Annotated in this window: 23 protein-coding genes; 10 read left to right on the forward strand and 13 right to left on the reverse strand. The window is 76.8% G+C overall.

Annotation, left to right across the window (positions count from 1 at the left end):
• Positions 1 to 62: 62 nt before the first annotated feature.
• Positions 63 to 647: a hypothetical protein gene (locus tag RTG05_RS05920; RefSeq protein WP_208104814.1), complete on the reverse strand. Its 585-nt coding sequence runs from the start codon at positions 645 to 647 to the stop codon at positions 63 to 65.
• A 141-nt stretch (positions 648 to 788) separates the two neighbouring features.
• A complete protein-coding gene (locus RTG05_RS05925) occupies positions 789 to 1655 on the reverse strand; it encodes a DUF4397 domain-containing protein (protein WP_166527870.1) in 867 nt (288 codons plus the stop codon).
• A gap of 208 nt (positions 1656 to 1863) precedes the next feature.
• Here RTG05_RS05925 and RTG05_RS05930 point away from each other — a divergent pair, with 208 nt between their 5' ends.
• Positions 1864 to 3018 carry an MFS transporter gene (locus RTG05_RS05930; protein ID WP_315912369.1) on the forward strand — a complete coding sequence of 385 codons (1155 nt, stop codon included), beginning with the start codon at positions 1864 to 1866 and terminating at the stop codon, positions 3016 to 3018.
• Here the strand turns inward: RTG05_RS05930 and RTG05_RS05935 are convergent, their stop codons facing one another.
• The 3 genes from RTG05_RS05935 to RTG05_RS05945 all read right to left on the reverse strand — a co-directional run bounded on the left by RTG05_RS05935 (position 3019) and on the right by RTG05_RS05945 (position 5193).
• Positions 3019 to 3366, reverse strand: a complete 348-nt coding sequence (locus tag RTG05_RS05935; RefSeq protein WP_315912370.1) for a hypothetical protein — start codon at positions 3364 to 3366, stop codon at positions 3019 to 3021. It lies immediately after the preceding gene.
• Between the two features lie 112 nt (positions 3367 to 3478).
• A complete protein-coding gene (locus tag RTG05_RS05940) occupies positions 3479 to 4291 on the reverse strand; it encodes an ABC-2 transporter permease (protein WP_166527871.1) in 813 nt (270 codons plus the stop codon).
• Positions 4288 to 5193 (reverse strand): ABC transporter ATP-binding protein, encoded by a 906-nt coding sequence (locus RTG05_RS05945; protein ID WP_166527872.1) that lies wholly within the window; start codon positions 5191 to 5193, stop codon positions 4288 to 4290. Before RTG05_RS05945 ends, RTG05_RS05940 begins: the two co-directional genes overlap by 4 nt.
• 233 nt (positions 5194 to 5426) lie before the next feature.
• Here RTG05_RS05945 and RTG05_RS05950 point away from each other — a divergent pair, with 233 nt between their 5' ends.
• Positions 5427 to 6047 (forward strand): hypothetical protein, encoded by a 621-nt coding sequence (locus tag RTG05_RS05950; RefSeq protein ID WP_166527873.1) that lies wholly within the window; start codon positions 5427 to 5429, stop codon positions 6045 to 6047.
• Positions 6048 to 6244: 197 nt separating this feature from the next.
• Here RTG05_RS05950 and RTG05_RS05955 read toward each other — a convergent pair whose 3' ends face one another.
• Complete coding sequence (locus tag RTG05_RS05955; protein WP_166527874.1) at positions 6245 to 6811, reverse strand: hypothetical protein; 567 nt, start codon at positions 6809 to 6811, stop codon at positions 6245 to 6247.
• 242 nt (positions 6812 to 7053) lie between these two features.
• Between RTG05_RS05955 and RTG05_RS05960 the strand changes: the two genes are divergently transcribed.
• The 4 genes from RTG05_RS05960 (at position 7054) to RTG05_RS05975 (ending at position 10254) form a co-directional block, all read left to right on the forward strand.
• A complete protein-coding gene (locus tag RTG05_RS05960; protein WP_089305122.1) occupies positions 7054 to 7440 on the forward strand; it encodes a DUF6394 family protein in 387 nt (128 codons plus the stop codon).
• A 13-nt stretch (positions 7441 to 7453) separates the two neighbouring features.
• Positions 7454 to 9295 carry a potassium channel family protein gene (locus RTG05_RS05965; RefSeq protein ID WP_208104815.1) on the forward strand — a complete coding sequence of 614 codons (1842 nt, stop codon included), beginning with the start codon at positions 7454 to 7456 and terminating at the stop codon, positions 9293 to 9295.
• A 75-nt stretch (positions 9296 to 9370) separates the two neighbouring features.
• Positions 9371 to 9517, forward strand: coding sequence for a hypothetical protein (locus tag RTG05_RS05970; protein ID WP_166527875.1), 147 nt, complete (start codon positions 9371 to 9373; stop codon positions 9515 to 9517).
• The gene (locus tag RTG05_RS05975) at positions 9514 to 10254 is read left to right on the forward strand and encodes a hypothetical protein (protein WP_166527876.1); all 741 of its coding nucleotides are present in this window, start codon (positions 9514 to 9516) and stop codon (positions 10252 to 10254) included. The genes RTG05_RS05970 and RTG05_RS05975 overlap by 4 nt, the downstream gene beginning before the upstream one ends.
• A 123-nt stretch (positions 10255 to 10377) precedes the next feature.
• Here the strand turns inward: RTG05_RS05975 and RTG05_RS05980 are convergent, their stop codons facing one another.
• The 4 genes from RTG05_RS05980 to RTG05_RS05995 form a co-directional block, all read right to left on the reverse strand.
• Positions 10378 to 10776 (reverse strand): DUF805 domain-containing protein, encoded by a 399-nt coding sequence (locus RTG05_RS05980; protein WP_166527877.1) that lies wholly within the window; start codon positions 10774 to 10776, stop codon positions 10378 to 10380.
• 208 nt (positions 10777 to 10984) lie between these two features.
• The gene (locus RTG05_RS05985; protein ID WP_315912371.1) at positions 10985 to 11932 is read right to left on the reverse strand and encodes an aldo/keto reductase; all 948 of its coding nucleotides are present in this window, start codon (positions 11930 to 11932) and stop codon (positions 10985 to 10987) included.
• Between the two features lie 73 nt (positions 11933 to 12005).
• Entirely contained in the window at positions 12006 to 13580 is a 1575-nt protein-coding gene (locus RTG05_RS05990; protein WP_315912372.1) for an alkaline phosphatase D family protein, read from the reverse strand.
• 174 nt (positions 13581 to 13754) lie between these two features.
• On the reverse strand, positions 13755 to 14381 hold the full coding sequence (locus tag RTG05_RS05995) for a P-loop NTPase family protein (protein ID WP_166527878.1): 627 nt from the start codon (positions 14379 to 14381) through the stop codon (positions 13755 to 13757).
• Between the two features lie 127 nt (positions 14382 to 14508).
• Here RTG05_RS05995 and RTG05_RS06000 point away from each other — a divergent pair, with 127 nt between their 5' ends.
• Together RTG05_RS06000 and RTG05_RS06005 are read left to right on the forward strand one after the other, a co-directional pair.
• Complete coding sequence (locus RTG05_RS06000) at positions 14509 to 15186, forward strand: nucleoside/nucleotide kinase family protein (protein WP_208104817.1); 678 nt, start codon at positions 14509 to 14511, stop codon at positions 15184 to 15186.
• An 83-nt stretch (positions 15187 to 15269) separates the two neighbouring features.
• Complete coding sequence (locus tag RTG05_RS06005) at positions 15270 to 15770, forward strand: DUF3995 domain-containing protein (RefSeq protein ID WP_166527879.1); 501 nt, start codon at positions 15270 to 15272, stop codon at positions 15768 to 15770.
• A gap of 24 nt (positions 15771 to 15794) precedes the next feature.
• Here the strand turns inward: RTG05_RS06005 and RTG05_RS06010 are convergent, their stop codons facing one another.
• The gene (locus tag RTG05_RS06010; RefSeq protein ID WP_208104818.1) at positions 15795 to 16985 is read right to left on the reverse strand and encodes an FAD-dependent oxidoreductase; all 1191 of its coding nucleotides are present in this window, start codon (positions 16983 to 16985) and stop codon (positions 15795 to 15797) included.
• A 59-nt stretch (positions 16986 to 17044) separates the two neighbouring features.
• Between RTG05_RS06010 and RTG05_RS06015 the strand changes: the two genes are divergently transcribed.
• On the forward strand, positions 17045 to 17659 hold the full coding sequence (locus RTG05_RS06015) for a TetR/AcrR family transcriptional regulator (RefSeq protein WP_166527881.1): 615 nt from the start codon (positions 17045 to 17047) through the stop codon (positions 17657 to 17659).
• Positions 17660 to 17677: 18 nt separating this feature from the next.
• Here the strand turns inward: RTG05_RS06015 and RTG05_RS06020 are convergent, their stop codons facing one another.
• The gene (locus RTG05_RS06020; protein WP_166527882.1) at positions 17678 to 18046 is read right to left on the reverse strand and encodes a VOC family protein; all 369 of its coding nucleotides are present in this window, start codon (positions 18044 to 18046) and stop codon (positions 17678 to 17680) included.
• Between the two features lie 7 nt (positions 18047 to 18053).
• The gene (locus tag RTG05_RS06025; RefSeq protein ID WP_166527883.1) at positions 18054 to 18554 is read right to left on the reverse strand and encodes a GNAT family N-acetyltransferase; all 501 of its coding nucleotides are present in this window, start codon (positions 18552 to 18554) and stop codon (positions 18054 to 18056) included.
• A gap of 106 nt (positions 18555 to 18660) precedes the next feature.
• Between RTG05_RS06025 and RTG05_RS06030 the strand changes: the two genes are divergently transcribed.
• On the forward strand, positions 18661 to 19056 hold the full coding sequence (locus tag RTG05_RS06030) for a VOC family protein (RefSeq protein WP_166527884.1): 396 nt from the start codon (positions 18661 to 18663) through the stop codon (positions 19054 to 19056).
• Positions 19057 to 19158 lie beyond the last annotated feature (102 nt).

Genomic DNA, 19158 nt, shown 5'->3' on the forward strand with positions numbered 1-19158 from the left:
GCCACCCGGGGGGAGGTGGCCGGTGACCGGCCGGGGCCGGTCACCGGCCGGTCACCTGCCGGTCACAGGGCCACGCACTGCCCCTGCTTCTGCTTGGCGACGTTGCCGCCCCCCACGGGCGCGGGCAGGTTGGCCTGGCACTGCAGCCCGTTGCCGATCCGGTTGCCGGTGATCTCGGTGCCGCCGGTGTTCTTCTCGGCCTGCACACTGCCCACCACGTCGTTGTCCTCGACGCGGATCGGGTTGCGGTTCTCGGCCAGCTGGACGTCGCCGGTCACGGTGTTCCCGGTGAGCTCGATCCGGCCGGCGTTCAGCTCCGCCTTCCTCAGCGCGACGCCGTTGCCGAACTCCGAGCCGCGCACGACCACGGTCGACGGGCTCTCGCCCTGCAGCCCACCGGTGGCCTCGACGGCGGTGGCCTGCAGGGTGGAGCGGGACTTCACCACGATGGTGCCCAGGACGGAGGTGCCGTCCAGCACGCAGGTGGCGTCGTCGGGGACCAGCAGGTTGCCGGTCACGGTCACCGCGCCCAGGGTGCCGCGGCACTCCAGGTCCTCGGCGAGCGCGGGGGAGGCCACGGCGATGCTGCCGGCGAGGGCCAGCGCGGCGGTGAGGGCGATGCGGCCGGTGGTCCGGGTCGTCGTCACGGGGGTTCCTCTCGGTCGGCTGCGCGCGGCGGCGGGCGAGGCCGCGCGGACACCCCACCCGTGCCGCCGGGAGCGCGTCCTGATACGCCGACCGGCCGGGCGCCGACGACCCGCCGGACGGGGGGTCGGGGCCCGGGCGGCTCAGCGCGCGCGGTGCCGCGCGCCGCGGTGCCCCGGGGTGGCGCGCAGTCGCAGGGCCGCGGCGGCCGCGAGCGCGACGCCGGCCGTCACCGCCACGAGGCCCGCCGGACCGACCGGACCACCGGCGAGGCCGCCGGCGCCGGTCTCGACGCCGCCGACCGGCACCGTCGCCGAGCCGGCGGCGTCCAGCGCGGGCCGCACGGTCAGCCCGCCGGCGCCGTCGTCGAGGACCAGCAGCGTGTAGACCGAGCCCGCGGCCAGGTCGGCCGGGAGCTGCACGGGAGGCCCGCCGTCGGCGGTGAGCACCAGACCCGCCGGGCCGCCGGGCACGTCGACGTGGTCGGTCGCGGTGGCGAAGGGGAGGTCGTCGGCGACCACGGCACCGTCGGCCGTCGTCACGTCGAGCGAGTCCGCCCCGGCGGCCGCGGCGACCACCCGCACGCGGGCCCGGTCGGCCGGGGGCAGGGTGAGGTCGTCCTGGAGCACCTCCAGCCCCAGGTCGGCGGCGGGGCCCAGCCCGGCGACGGTGCGCGCGCTGCCGGGCGCGACGTCGACCGTGGCCGACAGGATCGCCGGGGCACCGGGCGGCGACCCGACCGGGAGCATGCTGACGGTGTAGGCCCCGGCGGGGACCTCCTGGTAGTCCGACAGCGTCCCGTACCCCACCCCGGGGAAGGTCAGCCGGACGTCGGGGTCGGACACCGAGTCGACGTAGACGTCGCCGGCCGGGGTGTCGGGGGACAGGTGGGCCAGCCGGAACAGGCCCTCCTCCTCCGGTGCGGCCGCTGCCGGTGGTGCGAGCGCGGCGGAGCCCGCGACCAGCAGGCCCACGGCGAGGACGCGGACGGGGGCGGGGACCCGGGTCATGGGAGCTCCTCGGCGAGGTGGGGGACGGCCGCGGCGGGCGCACCGAGTGTCACCCCACGGCGGCGTCCTGTCAGGGCGGGACCCCGGGGGAGGGCTCGTGCCGCGGCGGCCCGCGCGAGCCGGTGGGCGGTCCGGACACACCTGACCGCACCGCGTCACCGGCGGCCGGTCATGCTGGGCGGCCGGGTCCGGTGGCGGAGGGAGCGGCGTGGTGGAGGGGACGGCGGTGCGGACGTCGCTGTGGCGGCTCCCGGCGCTGCGTGCGCTGCTGGGTGCCACGACGCTGGGCTTCGTCAGCTACTCGCTGACGCTGGCCTCGCTGCCGGCGTACGCGGTGGCCGGTGGCGCCGCGCCCGACACCGCGGGGGTGGTCACCGCGGTCTTCCTCGTGGTGACCATCCTCGGGCAGGCGGTGGTGCCGGCCCTCACCGTGCGCCTGGGCCTGGGCCCGGTGCTCGTCGTCGGCCTGCTCGCCCTCGGTGCGCCGGCGCCGCTGTACGCCGTCGACGACGGGCTGGCGTGGCTCTCGGCGGTCTCCGCCGTGCGCGGGGTCGGGTTCGCGGTGCTCACCGTGCTGGGCGCCGTGCTCGCCGCGCAGGTCGCCCCGCCGGAGCGCCGGGGCGAGTCGATCGGGCTGTACGGCCTGGCCATCGCGGTGCCCAACCTGGTCGCCGTCCCCGCCGGGGTGGCGCTGGTGCTCGGCGGGCACGCCGGCTGGGTGGGCTGGCTGGCCGCCTCCCCGGTGCTCGCGCTGCCGCTGGTGCCCCGGCTGACCCGGGCGGCCCGCTGGGACGCCGGCCCCCGGACGTCGTCGCGGGCGGCCGCGCGGGCCGCGCTCGCCCCCTCGGCGGTGCTGCTGGTGGTCACCCTCGCCGGGGGCGGCGTGGTCACCTTCCTGCCCATCGAGCGGCCCGACGGCGTCCTGGCGACGACGGCGCTGCTGCTGTTCGGGGTCACCGGCGCGCTCACCCGCTGGCGCGCCGGGCTGCTCGCCGACCGGGTCGGCACCGGGGTGCTGCTGCCGGTGGCCCTGCTGGTGGGCGCAGCCGGGCTGGCCGCCGTCGCGCTGGGGCTGGGCGCCGGCGCCGGGTGGGTCCTGGCCGGGGCCGCGGTGTTCGGGGCCGGCTTCGGCGCGGTGCAGAACCTCACCCTGGTGACCGCCTTCGCCCGCGCCGGACGGGGCGGCGCGACCACCGCCAGCGCGGTCTGGAACGCCTCCTTCGACGCCGGCACCGCGGTCGGGGCGCTGGCCCTCGGCCTGGTCGCGGCCGGCGTCGGCCTGCCGTGGACCTACCTGCTGGTCGCCGGCGTGCTGGTGGCGGTGCTGCCGGTGGCGCGGGCGGCGGGCCGGCCGGCCCGCTGATCAGCCGGTCAGCCGGTCGGCCACCGCCTGCTGGGAGCGGATGAGCAGGACCTCGTCGCCGGCCCGGCGCAGCCAGGTGCGCAGCCCCTCCGGGTCGTCGCGGTGGGCGTCGCGCAGGGAGCCCAGGCGCAGCTGGCGGGTGTTGGCCTGAGCGCGCTGGGCCGGGGGGAGCCGGCGGGCCTCGGCGCGGGCGACGGCGGTCAGGCCGGCGCCCACGAACACCAGGTCGCGGATCCCGGGGAGCCCGGCGAGCAGCCGCTGGACCCCGGCGGCGTCCTCCCGGGTGAGCAGGTGGAGGAGCTCCTCGGCGGTGCGCCGCCCGGCGGCCTGGCGATCGGTGTCGGTCACGGGAGACCATTGTCGTCCCGCCGGGCGCGCCTGCTGCCGGGTGGGGAGCTGGAACGGCCCCCGTGCAGGGTCCCGCGCCGAGTGTGCGAGGCGTGGGGGGCAGGGGGGTCCTTCAGGCGTCGCGGCGGGTGAACACGAGGGCGCCCACCGCCAGCACGACCGCGACCTCGGCGAGGAACACCGCGAAGCCGGTCCACGGGTCGAGCAGCAGCGGGCCGAAGGACTCCACCGCCGCGACGCGCCCCCCGGCGTTGCCGGGCATGAGCTTCGTCGCCCACTCGCCCCAGGCGCCGGGCAGCAGCCCGACCATCGTGCCGACGACGAACACCAGCCCCAGCACGATGGACAGCGCCGCGGCGGTGTGCCGGACCAGCAGGCCCACGGCGGCGGCGAGCAGCCCGAGCCCGGCCAGGTAGAGCCCGCTGCCCACCAGCGCCCGCAGCACCCCGTCGTCGGTGACCGCCACCCCGATGCCCTCGCGGTCGAGGAACCAGTTGCCGCCGAGGTAGCCGGCGACGGCGGTGACCGTGCCGGCCACGAACAGCGTCGAGGTGAGCACCACCGCCTTGGCCACCAGCACCGCCCCGCGCCGCGGGGTGGCGGTCAGCGTGGCCCGGATCATCCCGGTGCCGTACTCGCTGGTGACGGTGAGCGTGCCGAGCACGACCGCGGCGACCTGGGCCAGCACCAGCCCCCAGGTGAGGAAGGCGCCGACCGGCTCGCCGACCTCCCCGCGGGCGAGGTCCCCGGCCACCAGCGCGCAGATCAGGGTGGTCAGGCCGGCGCCGAGCACGAACAGCGCGGCGAACGACCAGGGGGTCGAGCGGACGGTCCAGAACTTGACCCACTCCGCGCGCAGCACGGCGGTCGGACCCGGGCGGGCCGGGGCCTCGGTGCGGGTCCAGGCGTGCGTGCCCATGGTCATCGCGTGGCTCCCGCGTACTCGACGCTGTCGGCGGTCAGGGTCATGAAGGCGTCCTCCAGGGAGGAGCGCACCAGGGTCAGCTCGTGCAGCAGCAGGCCGGCGGAGCCGACCAGCTCGCCCACCGCGGCGGCGTCGGGCCCGTGCACCCGCAGCTCGCCGCCGTGCGCGGCGACGTCCAGACCCGCCTCGCGCAGCACGGTCGCGACCCGGTCCTGCTGCGGGCTGCGGACCCGCACGTGGGAGGCGGCGTGCTCGGCGACGAACTCCGCCGTGGAGCAGTCGGCCAGCACCCGGCCGCGGCCGATGACGACCAGGTGGTCGGCGGTCAGCGCCATCTCGCTCATCAGGTGGCTGGAGACGAACACCGTGCGGCCCTCGGCGGCCAGGTCGCGGGCCAGGGTGCGCACCCAGCGGATGCCCTCGGGATCCAGGCCGTTGACCGGCTCGTCGAGGACGACGACCGGCGGGTCGCCGAGCAGCGCGGCCGCGATGCCCAGCCGCTGACCCATGCCGAGGGAGAACCGGCCCACCCGCTGCCCGGCGACGGCGGTCAGCCCGACGAGGTCGAGCACCTCGTCGACGCGGGCCCGCGGGATGCCGTTGCTGACCGCCAGCCAGCGCAGGTGGTCGCGGGCCGAGCGGCCCGGGTGCAGGGCGCGCGCCTCCAACAGCGCCCCGACCTCGCGCAGGGGCGCCGGGGAGTCGGTGTAGCGGCGGCCGTTCACGGTGACGCTGCCGGAGGTCGGCCGGTCCAGGCCGAGCACCATCCGCATCGTCGTCGACTTGCCGGCACCGTTGGGCCCGAGGAAGCCGGTCACCCGGCCGGGTTCGACGGTGACGTCGATGCCGTCGACGGCGGTGCGTGCGCCGTACGTCTTGGTCAGCCGGTGCGCGCGGATCACGGCGTCACCGGCTCGTCGCGGATCACGGCCTGGGAGGTCATGGCGACGAGGGTCGCGGGCCGCGGCGGCGGCCGGTATCGGGGAACGCCCTGGGCCGACCCTGATCCTGCCCCCGGGCCCCGCCGGGTGCCGGCGCACCTTGCGGATCTCTTGCGGTCACCGGGCGGGACGCCTGCGGATCGGGCGGCACCGTCCTCCTCGTAGCCGGACCGACCAGCACCGAGGAGAGCAGCGTGAGCGCTCGGACCGCAGCACGTGCCCACACCGCGGGGGCCAAGCTCGCCGCGTCGGCCGTCGTCCTGGGGGCCGCGTCCTCCGTGGCCGGCCTGGGCACCTTCGGGACCTTCACCGACAGCACCACGCCGGAGGTCACCCGCCTGGACAGCGGCGTGGTGTCCATCGCGCTCACCGAGGCCGCCGGTGTGGCCACGCTGTCGCTCTTCGACCGGGGCGTGTTCCTGGCCGGGGACACCGAGAGCTCGCCGATCGACCTGGTCAACGACGGCGGCACGGCGCTGTCGGAGCTGCGGCTGGGCTCGGTGGCCACGGTGTCCAGCGTGCTGGACACCGACCTGGAGCACGGCCTGCAGCTGGCCGTGGAGTCCTGCTCGGAGGCCTGGGCGCCCGTCGACGGCGACTGGGTCTGCGGCGGCACGACCAGTGCGCACTACGCGGGCCCGATCGTGGCCGACGTCGTCCTGCCGGAGACCGCGGCGCTGGCGCCGGGCAGCACCGCCCACCTGCTGCTGACCGCCACGCTGCCGTCGACGGCCACCGGCGAGCTGGTCGAGGGAGCCACCAGCTCGCTGGACTTCGTGTTCAGCGCGGTCCAGCGCGACGGCGCGTCGCGGTGAGCCGGCCCGCGAGGGCCTGAGGACAGCCGGCGTCTCCTCCACACGGGGGGACGGAGCCGCCGGCGAGGCCGGGGACGCCGTGGGGGACGGCGGACCGGCCGCGGGACGACCGGCGGGGCGTGGGGGACGCCGGACCGGTCGGGCGCGGGTCACGGGGCCGGTCGCGGGAGACCGCGGCCGGCCCCGCGGCGTGCCGGTCAGCCCGGCCGGCGCCCCGGGCCCAGGCCCGCGATGAGGTGGTCGACCAGCTCCTCGAGGTCGACCGGGCAGCGCGGCTGGCCCCCGCGGAGGCGGTCGAGGGCCAGGCCGCGCAGCAGCCAGTTCAGCGTGTGCACGCGGGTCACGGCCACCCGGCCGTCGGCGACCGCGCCGGCGAGCAGCGCCCCCACGGCCTGCGTCAGGGGCCGGTCGAAGGCGTGCAGGACGGCGCAGCCGAGGCGGGGCTCCCACGCGCCGGCGCTGAGCACCGCGGCGACGGCCAGCTCGTCGCGGCCCGGGCGGGCCAGCCACGGCCGCAGCAGCACGGCGAGGTCCGCGCGCAGGTCACCGGTCGGCTCCGGCGGCGTGAAGACCCGGACCCGCTCGAGGGCGGTGGCCACCAGCTCCAGCAGGTCGGACTCCTCCACCAGCTCGCCGGCGGCCCCGGCGCGGGCGCGGATGTCGGGGAGGGTCCGCTCGCCGTAGCCGACCTCGCTGAGTGCGTCGAGCGCGGCGGACAGGACCATCCGCGAGCTCGGCGAGGCCCAGTCGAAGCGCCGCGGCACGCGTCCTCCTCATCCCGGGGGAGGGCGTCCGCCGTGCGCCGGAGCCCTGCGCACCGTAGGGCGGACGGGGCGGAACGGGCAGGTTCCGCAGCCGCCGTCCGCAGCTCCGGGCCGGGCGCCGCCGGCCCACCGGGGCCCCGGCGCCCTGGACGGGTGACCGGGATCACGCTGCCCGTGGCGGAACCGGCCGCGGCCGGGGATGCTCACCTCCTCGTGGCCGTCGGCCGCCGGGGGAGGTCGCGGTGAACCTGGAGAAGGTGGTGTTCGGGTTCTTCGTGCTGCTCGCCGCCACGCTGAACTTCGGGTTCTTCATCGGCGACATCGACCGCCCCGAGCTGCACAACCCCTACGAGCTGTTCGCCGCCGTCGTCGTCAACCTCATCGCCACGGTGCTGAAGTTCGGCGACCGCACCCAGATCGGCGCCGTGCACCTGGCCACCAGCCTGGTCGCCTCGCTGCAGCTGGTCGCCGCCGCGCTGCTGTACGGCTACGCCGAGTACGTCTCGACGGCCGGGATGACCGCGTCGTGGACGGCCAGTGTGGTGTCGTTGTCCGGTGGCGCACTGATGGCCAACGTCGTCTCCGTGGTGCTGCTGGTGATCGAGACCGTGTCCTTCCACCGCGGGTGACCCGGAGGGCGCCGTGGGCAACCCCCTGCTGACGTTCTGGTCGCGCCACGGCCGGCGCGAGGAGGAGGAGCGCCGGGCCCGACGGGCCCGCCTCCTGGCGGCCGCCGCGTCGGCCAACCGCGCCTCGGAGACGGTCTTCCTCATCCTGCGCCGGATGCGGGCGCCGCTGATCGTGCTGATCGCCATCTTCGCCGTCAGCGTGCTGGGCCTGACGCTGATCCCCGGCGAGGACGCCGACGGGCAGCCCTACGACATGGGCTTCTTCGACGCCATCTACGTCATGAGCTACACGGCCACGACGATCGGCTTCGGGGAGATCCCGTACCCGTTCACCTACAACCAGCGGATGTGGGTGACCGTCTCCATCTACCTCACCGTGATCGGCTGGGCGTACGCCATCGGCTCGCTGCTCGGCCTGCTGCAGGACCGGGCGTTCCGCTCGGCGCTGGCGCTGCAGCGGTTCACCCGCAAGGTGGCCCGGCTGGCCGAGCCGTTCGTGCTCGTCGCCGGCTACGGCCGCGCCGGTGAGCTGCTGGGGCACTCGATGGACGCGCTGGGCCGCCGGGTCGTCGTCCTGGACAAGGACCCCGAGCGCATCGACGGCCTGGAGCTGGAGTCCTACCACGGCGACGTCCCCGGGCTGGCCGCCGACGCCCGGGACCCGGGGCACCTCGGCGTCGCGGGCCTGGACCACGCCTGCTGCGAGGCGGTCGTGGCGCTCACCGACGACGACGAGGCCAACCTGGCCGTGGTCATGACCACCGCCCTGCTGCGTCCCGACGTCCCGGTGATCGCCCGGGCGACGACCCGGGTCATGGCCGACCGCATGCGGGTGTTCGGCTCGCCCAGCGTGGTCAACCCCTTCGACATCTTCGGCGACCACGTCCAGCTGGCGCTGCGGGCACCGGCGTCCTACCAGCTGCTGACCTGGCTGGAGGCCGGGCCCGGCGCCCCGCTGCCGCCCCGGGGCGCGCCGCCGCACGGCGGGCGGTGGGTGGTGTGCGGCTACGGCCGGCTCGGCCGGGAGCTGACCGCGGACCTGCGCGCCGAGGGCATCGACGTGACGGTCATCGACCCGAGCCCGCACGACGACGAGGACTCCGTGGTGGTGGCCGGCGGCTTCGAGCCCGACGTCCTGGGGACGGTCCGGCTGGAGGACGCCGTGGGCTTCGTCGCCGGGACCGACAACGACATCACCAACCTCTCGCTGGTGGAGACGGCCCGCCGGGCCAACCCCGGCCTGTTCCTCGCCGCCCGCCAGAACCGGCCGTCCAGTGCCCCGCTGTTCGCCGCGATGGAGCTCGACGCGCTGCTGGTCCCGACCGAGGAGGTCGCGCACGAGGTGTACGCCCAGCTGTCCACACCGCTGCTGTGGCGGTTCCTGCGGGCGATGCCGGCGCTGGGCGACGAGTGGGCCGCCGGCGTCGTCGACCGGCTCACCGCGCTGTGCGGGCACCAGCTGCAGGCGCTGTGGAAGGTGCGGCTCACCGAGCGGGAGGCCCCGGCGCTCACCTCCTGGCTGGCCACCGGGCAGGCCCGCCTCGGCGGCCTGCTGCGCAATCCCGAGGACCGCGACGAGCCGCTGCACGCCGTGCCGCTGCTGCTGCTCCGCGGGGACGACGCCACGCTGGCGCCGGACCCCGACCACCTGCTGGCGGCCGGGGACGAGCTGCTGCTCGCCGGCTGGCCGGCCGCCCGCCGGGCGCTGGAGACCACCCTGCTCGTGGACGCCGTCCGCGAGTACGTGGTGTCCGGCCGCCGGGTGCCGACGGGGTGGGTGTGGCGGCGGCTGGCCCGCCCGGCCGAGGCCCCCGCGCAGGAGGAGGTCCGGCCGACCGCGCCGACGCCGTCCTGAGGCCGGCCGGGGGCTTCCCCGGCGGGCGTGCCGGTGCTGCACTGGGTGGGTCGACCGCACGGCGAGGAGCCGCAGATGGACACGCTGACCGCACCGCCCGTCCCCTGCACCGACGGTGACATCGGCCCCGAGCGCCGCGAGATCGAGTGCGAGCCGCTGCCCGCGCCGCGTCCTGCCGAGCCGGCGCCGGCGCCCGTGCCGGCCGCGCCCGTGCCGGCGTGAGCGCGCCGCCGGAGCCTCCCGGGGACCCGCCCGCCCTGGTCGCGGGGGAGCTGCGCGGCTACCGGCGCTTCCGGCTGGCCGAGGACGGGCTGCGGCCGCCGGTGCACGTCCGGGCCGGCCCCTGGGCCTGGCCGGTCGAGCACGCCCGCTGCGCGGTCGACCCCGCGCACGCCCCGCCGGCACGGGGGTGCGCGTGCGGCCTCTACGGCTGGTACCACCCCAGCCACACCGGCCTGGGCACCGGCTGGGGGGACGTGACCGCGGTGGTCGCGGCGCGCGGGCGCATCCGGCTGGGCGACGCCGGCTTCCGTGCCGCCGCGGCCCGCGTCGAGGCCGTCAGCCTCCCGCGCCGCACCCTGCTGTCCCCCTGGCACCGCCGCCGGTGCGCGCAGGTCCTCGCCCGGCGGTACCCGGGGGCGGCGGTGCACCGGTCGCGGCGCCGGATGCTGCGGGCGCACCCGCCCGGGGACCTGTCCGCCCTGGGCATCGTCGTCCGCCCGAGCCGGGCCCCGCGCTACCGCTGGGCCGCGCTGGCGGTGTGGCTGGCCGGCGTCCTGGCGGTGTGCTCGGTGGGGGTGCTGCCGCACCGGGTGCTGGTCGGCGTCCCCCCGGTGGGGTGGCTCGCCGTCCTGGCCGGGTTCGTGCTGTGGCAGGCCCTCCTGGTCTGGCTGGTGTGCCGGGCCTCGCCGCTGCCGGCCGGCGCCGAGGGCGGCCCGGCCGGTCAGGCGCCGCGGTAGGTGCCGGGGACGGCCTTTATCGCGCTATTGGCGGCCGGGGGAGCCGACCCCGGCTTGGTGTGGTCTGCCGGGTCGTGCCCGCAACCTTGTCGCGCCGGCCGGCGGCCGGTGCACGCCTCGGGGTCAGGACCAGGCGGGCGGCGGCTGCTCGCCCCAGCCGGGGCCGCCGATCGGCTGCTTGGGGGCGGGGCCGAAGCGGTTCGGGCCCGGCTCGCTGTCCAGGCAGGCGAACACGATGAGCACGATGGTGCCGACGAGCGGCACCAGGCCGAGCAGCACCCACCAGCCGGTGCGGCCGATGTCGTGCAGGCGGCGCACGGAGACCGCCAGCGAGGGCAGGAACAACGCCAGCGCGACCACCAGCCCGAACACCGTGGTGTCGAGGACCGCGTCGACCGCGGCCGCGGCGAGGGAGACGAGCACGCTGAAGAGGAAGAACCACCAGTACTCCGAGCGGCGGGCGCGGCCGCTGAAGCCGACGTACTGGGTGAGGACACTGCGGACGGCGTCGCCGAAGGACATGGTTCCCCGATCGGAGAGGGGTGGTGTGCCCGGTGATCGTCCGCGGCGTCGCCACCGGCGCACCAGCCGCACGGCCGGGCGGCCACCCCGACGGGGGATGGCCTTTAGCGCGCTAATGGCTGCCGGGGACGGCCTTCAACGCGCGAGGGGCCGCCGGACCTGACGGCCTCCCGCGCGCGGGAGGCCACCGGGGGAGGGTGGCGTCGGGTCAGCGCCAGGGGCGGGAGCTCCGCGCGGCCCAGTAGGCCTCGGCCGGCTCCGGGGTGACCAGGTCGGCGGCGTCGGTGCCGTCGAGGTCGGCGGCCACCGCCACCGCCGCCACCCCGGCCTGCAGCTGCGCGACGGTCACCGCACCGCTGAGGACGACGCCGGCCCAGGGCTGCGCCAGCGCCACCGCCAGCGCCAGCACGTCGACCGCGACCCCGCGCGCCCGTGCCGCCTCGCCGAGCCGGGCGGTCGCCGGGGAGTCCGCGGCGGCGAGGCGGCCGTTGGCCAGGGCCTCCTTGACCACCACCCGGGCCCCGGCGGCGTGCGCCTCGGCCAGGGCCTCTCCGGCCGACGGCTCGAGGGGGTTCCAGGTGGACTGGACGCTGGTGAACAGCGGCCGGCCGTCCACCGTGAGGGCCAGCCCGCGGCGGACGGCGTCGGCCTGCGCCGGGCCGGAGGTGGAGAGGCCCAGCTCGGTGCCCTCCGCGCGGACCTCGGCGAGGGCACGCAGCAGGTCGCGGTCGGTCCACAGCGGGCTGTCGACGGTCAGGGAGTGCACCTGGTACAGCCGCAGCCACGGGCCCAGCAGTGCACGGCTCTCCGCCCACTGGCGCGCGAACGCGGCGAGGGTGTGCTCCTTGACCTCGTGCTGCTCGGCGTCCAGCCGCCAGTCGCCGGTGTAGCGGTAGCCCCACTTGCTGGCCACGAACGGGGCGGCCCCCGAGCGGCGCAGCCAGCTCGCGAGGAACTCCTCGGCCCGGCCGTAGGAGCGGGCCGCGTCGACGTAGCCGATGCCCGCGGCCGCCGCGGCGTCGAGCAGCTCGTGCGCCCGCGCCTCCAGGGCGGCCGGTGTGCGGCCGGCCGGCAGGTCGGCGTCCCGGCCGGTGGTGATGTAGGCGGGCCGCCCGACGGCGGCCATCCCGAAGCCGAGCTGCGCGGGCTGTGGCACGGACCCTCCCGGGCGGTGGCGGCGGACGACCGCAGGCCAACCTACGCAGCCCGTGGCGCCCGTGCGCGGGGCGCTACACCTGCACCGCTCCCGGCCGGCCGTCCTCCACGACGAAGGAGGCCAGCGTGTAGGCGCGGGCGTCGGGGCGGCTGACCGTCTCCACCATGCGCAGGTCGGTGCGCCACTGCGACCGGTCCAGCCGGCAGGTCACGTACCCGCGCCGGTCGCCGTCGAAGAACCGGATGTGCGGGTTGTGCTGGATCATCGGCCCGTAATACGGCCCGTAGACGGGCTCGTCGCCGTTGGTGGTGATGGACGTCCCGACGAACTCGGTGGCCACCACCGGGGAGCCGGGGTCGTCGAAGTCGCGCTTGACGTCGTGCACGAAGGTGGAGTGCCAGTCCCCGGTGACGACCACCGGGTTGCGCACGGCGGCGTCCACGAACCGGTCGGTGATCCGCCGGCGCGCGGCCGGGAAGCCGTCCCAGGCGTCGTGCCACAGCAGGTCGCCGGCGGCGCCGTCGTGGTCGAGCCGGCCCATCATCACGTTGTTGCCGAGCACGTTCCAGTGCGCGGTCGACGCCGCCAGGCCGTCGAGCAGCCAGCGCTCCTGCTCCTCGCCGAGCATGGAGATCGACGGGTCGTAGGCGGCCTCGCACGCCTGGGCCTCGCCCCACCCGCACGGCGGGACGTCGCGGTACTGCCGCCCGTCCAGGACGTCGAGCTGGGCCAGGCCGCCCCAGTGCAGTCGCTGGTAGACCTGCGGGCCGGTGACCGACGTCGTCCGGCGGCGCACCGGCTGGTGCTCGTACCAGGCCTGGTAGGCCACCGCGCGCAGGTCGCTGATGTCCGGGTCGTCCTCGGTGCGGTCCGCGGCGTAGTCGTTGACCACCTCGTGGTCGTCCCAGGTGACCACCCACGGGAACCGGCGGTGCACCGCCTGCAGGTCCGGGTCGCTCTTGTAGAGCGCGTACTGCGCGCGCCAGCGGTCCAGGTCCAGCGGCGCTGTCTGCAGGTACTCCGGGACCGGCGTCTGCCGCAGGCCGCCGTCGGCGGGGATGGCGTTCTCGTAGACGTAGTCGCCCAGGTGCAGGACGAGGTCGAGGTCCTCCTCGGCCATGTGGCGGTAGGGCGCGTAGTGGCCGCCCTGCCAGTCCTGGCAGGAGGCGAACGCGAAGGCCAGGTGCTGGGTGTCGGCCCACGGCTGGGGTGCGGTGCGGGTCCGCCCGACCTCGGAGACGGCACCCAGGGCGCGGAAGCGGTAGTGGTACTCCCGGTCGGGCTGCAGGCCGTGCAGCTCCACGTGCACCGAGTGCGCCAGCTCCGGCCGCGCCTCCTCGGTGCCCTCGGCGACGACGTGCCGCATGCGCTCGTCGCGGGCCACCTGCCACTGCACCCGCACCGCGCGGGCGGGCATCCCGCCGCCTGGGGTCAGCGGGTCCGGGGCCAGCCGGGTCCACAGCACGACGCCGTCCGGCGCCGGGTCGCCGGACGCGACGCCCAGGGTGAACGGGTCGCCGAGCCGGCCGCGACCGCGCCCCCCGTGGGCGTGCGCGGGGCGGGCGGTCAGCTGGTCGAGCAGGGCCAGCGAGGCGGTGCCGCCGGCGGCGACGAGGAGCTGGCGGCGGTCCAACGACGGGTTCTGCACGGTGTTCCCCCTCGGGGCCCACCGACGGTCGACGGCGGGGAGGGGACCTCCCCGGTGGTGGGCGCGGGAGCACGCAATCAGGCGCGTGCCACGGGGGGACGGCGGGCCGGCGTCCGGCACGCGACCAGCGGGCGACCAGGGAGGGAACCACCGTCCCGGTCGCGCGTGGGCCGGTCAGCCGGGCGGTGCGAAGCGGGCCGCGAGTCGGTCGGCGAGGTCCTCGACGGTCCGGCTGCCGTCGACGTGCACCACGCCCGCGCCGGTGCGGGTGCACACCCGGGCCAGTTCCTCGGTGGCCAGCCGGTCGCGCTCCAGCAGGTTGGCCAGCGCCCGGTCGGGGTCGGTGGTGCGCAGCCAGAAGGCATCCGCGGCACCGCGCCGCGCGAACGCCGCCCGGCGGAAGGCGGGGGTGGGCAGCAACCAGACCGCGTGCCGCGGGTCGGACAGGTGTGGCCGCACCAGCTGGGGCAGCAGCCGGAAGCCCTCGACGAGGACGAGCCGGTCGTCGGGCAGCGCCCGGAGGTCCTCCAGCACCAGGTCGAAGCCCTCGCCGTGGGACCACGGGAACGTCCGGTGCATGGTGACGGGGTCGCGCCGCACCCAGCGCTCGTCCAGGTCCATCCGCCGGAAGTGCTCCAGCAGGGGTGCCGCGGCCGCGTCCAGCCGGTCGCTGTGGGCCCTGATCGTCGCGTCCGTGGCGTACAGCCGGGCACCGAGGCGCTCGGCGAGCAGGCGCGAGACGGTCGTCTTCCCGGCGCCACTGCCACCGCCCACCCACCGGACGTGGTCGAGGGCGGGCACCCGGTCAGTGTCCCTGCCGGGCGCGCCCGTGGTCCCGGGCCACGGGCATGATGGGCGCGGACGTGGCCCGAGCACCGCTGCTCCGCACGGGCCGGCCGGGCCCGTGTCCCCAGCTCCAGGAGACGACGTGGCGATGCGCCTGCACCCCGGCGAGGTCGAGGCGGCCGGTTGGCGGGTGGTCACCCTGCTCGCCGCGGTCCGGCACCTGCTCGACGCCTCACCGGGGGTCACCGGACGTCCCCGGGTGATCGCGATCGACGGACGGGGCGGCGCCGGCAAGACCACCCTGGCCGGACGACTGCGCTCGGTGGTGCCCCACTCCGCGGTCGTGCGCACCGACGACGTCGCCTGGAACCTCGCCTGCTTCGACTGGGCCGAGGTGCTGGTCGACGGCGTCCTGCGGTCCGTGCACCGCGGTGCGGCAGTGGACTTCCGGCCGGCCGCCTGGGCCGCCCACGGCCGGCCCGGGTCGATCACCGTGCCCGCCGGTGTCGAGGTCGTCTGGGTCGAGGGCACCGGCACCGTCCGCGGCGAGCTCGCCCCGTGGTGGGACGCCTCGGTGTGGCTGCAGGGTGACCTCGACGCGCAGGAGCGGCTGCTGGTCGCCCGCGACGGCGACTCGCCCGAGCAGCGGGAGCGCGTGGCGAACTGGCTGCTCGAGGAACTGCCGTTCCTCGAGCGGGAACAGCCCTGGGCGCGCGCGACCCTGGTCGTCGCCGGCCCCGCGCACCTCGACCACGACCCGGCCACCGAGGTGGTCATCGCCCCGCCGACCGGCCCCCGGGGCGCCCACCTGCCGGTGTGACCGAGGACGCCGGGATCGGGACGACGGCGGCCTCTGCTGCCGGTCGGTGCAGCGACCGCACGCCCGACTACGGTGCCGTCGCGATGCGTGGCAGCCTGCGGACGTCCGCCACCGGGTGGGCCCTCCTCGCGGCCGCCTGGTGCGCGTCCTTCGCCGCCCTGCACGTCTACTGGGCCCTGGGCGGCGGCGTCGGGCTGGCCCAGTCCGCCGGGGCAGAGCTCGCCCGCACGCGGCCGACGGCGTTCGTCCTGGTCGGCCTCTGGGGAGTGGCGGCGCTCCTGTCGGCCGGGAGCACGTCGTGGTGTGCCCTCGCCCTGGGCCGGCCGCGCGGACGCCGGCTGCGAGTTGCGGCCATCGTCACCGGGTCCGCCGCCGGGGTGCTGCTCCTGGTCCGTGCCCTCGTCGTGCAGGGGGTCCTGCTGCTCGATGCGGGCGGCGTCGCCTCGTCGGTCGGACCGGACCAGACCCGCTGGAGCCTGTGGCTGTGGAACCCGTGGTTCCTGCTCGGAGGGGCTGCGTTCCTCGTCGCCGCCCACCACCTCGCCCGCTCGCTGCCGACGGAGAGCCACGACCGGCAGCCCTGATGGGGGCGCTGAGACGGCGGGCCCTCAGCGGGCCGGCGTCCCCGGCACCGGTGCCGCGGGCTCGGGTGGGGTCCAGCCCATCACGGCCCGGGACCCGCGCGTGATGGCACCGGCCGGTGTCAGGCGCATGGCGCTGTTCCGCAGCGTCTGGCGCCAGCCGCCGCCGAGGTGCGATCCGAAGCGCCCCGACGCGATCGAGGCCCGGGCCAGGGCGCGGCAGCGGGGCCGGCGGGCGGCGTCGAAACCGTCCAGGGCAGGGGCCAGCCGCCCGCCCGTCGCGACGGGGGCGCCGACGAGCAGGCCCACGCACAGGCCGTCCTCCAGCGCCGTCGCCGCTCCCTGTCCCATCGTCGGCAGGGTGCCGTGGGCGGCGTCGCCGATCATGACGACCCGTCCGTTCGTGTAGCGCGGCAGCCCACCGGGGAGGTGCTGCACGTCGTGCCGCAGGACCGCCCCGGACGGCGTCGCGGCCAGCACCTCCTGCACCGGGCCCGCCCAGCCCGCGAACCGCTCCCGCGCCGCACCGAGTTCGTCGGCGAGCACCGTGCGCTCGGGCATCGCGACGTACCCGTACCAGTAGGTCTCCTCCTCGGCGACGCGCACGATGCCGAACTCCGCGTGCGGGCCCCAGTACTGCTGCAGCGCCGCGGTCCCGTGGGCCCCGGGCGCGATGCCGCGCCAGCTGGAGTACCCGCTGTAGACCGGGCGGCTGGCCGGGAACAGCGCCGCGCGCACGGGACTGCGCATGCCGTCGGCGCCGACGACGAGGTCCGCCCGCCGTTCCTCGACGACGGCGGGTGCGCCCTCCGGCTCGCCCGGTTCCACCCTCGCCACCGCGGTGCCGGTGACGACCTCCACGCCGCAGGCCAGGGCCCGGCGGTGCAGTGCGGCGTGCAGCCGGCGGCGGTGCACGCCGACGAGCCCCACGGACCGGCGCACGACCGGGGTGTCCGGCAGGGTGAGGACCGGTCGGCCCGCCCGGTCGGCGATGCCGCCCGCGCGGGTCGGGTACCCGAGCGCGGCGACGTCGTCGTCCCCGAAGCCCAGTCCGCGGAACGCGGCCACCGCGTTGGGCGTCATGGCCAGGCCCGCCCCGACCTCGGCCAGCTCCGGCGACCGCTCCAGCACCGTGACCTGCCACCCGGTCCGGGCCAGGGAGATGGCCGCGGCCAGGCCGGCGATGCCGGCTCCGACGACGACTGCGGTGTGTGTCACGAGCGGCCCCCGATACCGGTACGTCCGTTGTAGTACGGATGTTGCCATACTCGGCGGTCGTGCCGAGGAGGAACCCGGGTCGCCGCGCCGCGCTCGCCGACGCGGCGATCGCCCTGCTGGCCACCGAGGGCATCCACGGCCTGACCCACCGCGCGGCCGAGGGCGCCGCCGGTCTGCCGACGGGGACGGCGGCGAACTACTTCCCCAGCCGGGAGGAGTTGCTGGTCGCTGCCGCCGAACGGGCGGTGGCCCTGCACCTGGAGGACATGGCGCGGATCGACCGTGCGGTGGACGTCAGCTCCTCGACCAGCCCCCTGGCCGAGCTGATCGCCGTCTCGCTCCACGAAGCCGCCACCGCCTCACGCGAGCGCTACCTCGCGGTCTTCGAGCTCCAGCTGGAGGCCCGACGCCGTCCCGCGCTCGCCGCCGCGCTGGCCCGGCTCAGCTCGGTGGCCACCGCGTTCACCGCAGACGAGCACCGCACGCTCGGGCTGGGCGTCCCACCGGAGGCGATCCCCACGCTCGTGACGCTCTACGGGGGAGTCCTGTTCACGCTCGTCACGGGACCGGGCGGCGTCGAGCGCGACGTGGTCCGCCGGCTCGCGCACGCCGTCGTCCGTGGCGCCGTGGACGGCCCACGCGGCACCGAGCAGCCCGGACCGACCGGCCCGTGACGGTCCGGCTCCCCGAGCTCAGGATTCCTGCACCGAACGAGACAGCAGGCAGAACTCGTTGCCCTCCGGATCGGCCAGGACGACCCAGCTGACGTCGGGCCCCTGCCCCACGTCCACCCGCCGGGCGCCGAGGTCGAGCAGGCGCTGCAGCTCCTCGGACGTGCTGGTCCCATCGGCGCGGAGGTCCAGGTGCAGCCGGTTCTTGACCGTCTTGCCCCCGGGGACCGCCAGGACGTCGATGGTCGGCCAGGACCCGTCGGACGCGGCGATGCTGATGACGTCTCCGTCGACCTCGACCACCCGCCACCCCAGCACCGCGCACCAGAAGTCGGCGACGACGGCCGGCTGCACGGCGTCGATGGCCAGGACGGCGAGGCGACTGGTCATGCCCGCATCATGACCGACCACCCGGGCCCGGCGTCGGCGCCGGCCGCCGCATCAGCCGCTCGGTGGGGTCGCCGGGCGCGGGACCGGCGTCGACGAAGCCGTGGCGCTCGTACAGCCGTCGTGCACCCGTGTTGTCCGTCTTCACCGACAGGAGCAGGGGGCTGCCGGGGTGTTCCGCGCCGGCCCACGAGGCCACCTGCCGGACGCCCTCGTCGCCGGCGCCGTGCCCGCGGGCCTCGGGGTGCACCCACAGCGAGATCAGCTCGACTGCACCGTCGGGACCGGGCCGGGTCGCGCTGACCATGCCGATCGGCTCCCCGTCGGTGGTGAGCACCAGGTTCAGGGGGACGTCGCGGAGCCGGTCCCGCCACCGCTGCTCGGTGTCCCCGGCTCCGCTCCACGCGGCGAGGGTCGCGCTGAACGCGCCCGGCGCCTCGGCGAGGGCCGCGCGCCGCAGCCCGCGCCACACCTGCCAGTCCTCCGGGCCGACTCTCCGGACGACGATCACGTCGAGAGCATGCGTCAGGGCGGCGGGCTCCGCGCCGGCGAGGTCGGTGCCCATCGGCTCGCAAACGTCCAAGACACCGGCCGGCCGGCCACGCAGGCTCGGCGCCATGACCGACACCATCCGTCCCCGTCTCGTCGTCCCGGACGTGGACGAGGCGATCGCCTACTACGTCGAGCACCTCGGCGCCGAGCGAGGAGCGCGGTACGCCGAACCGTCCGGCCACGTCGTGCACGCCGAGCTGTGCATCGGGCGGAGCGAGCTGTCCCTGACCCAGGCACACGCCGACTGGGGGCTGTCCGCGCCGTCCGGCTCGGGCGGCTCCCCGGTCCTGCTCACCCTGACGGTCACCGACGCGAGCGCGGTCGGCGCGGCCATGGTCGCCGGCGGGGCCACGGTGCTCATCCCGATCGAGGACCGCTCGTACGGGCTGAGCGAGGGCCGTCTCCGGGACCCGTTCGGCCACCTCTGGATCGTCAGCCAGGACCTGCCCGGCCGGCCGTGACCAGCCGCGCCCGTGGCCGGGGGCCAGCCCGGGCCAGCCGGGACCCTGCGACGTCCCGGTGCAGCAGTGGTCGTCGTCGGGGGACGTCGGAGTCGCCACGCC

The organism is Geodermatophilus sp. DSM 44513, from assembly GCF_032460525.1.
In the GTDB taxonomy this organism is placed as follows: Bacteria; Actinomycetota; Actinomycetes; order Mycobacteriales; family Geodermatophilaceae; genus Geodermatophilus.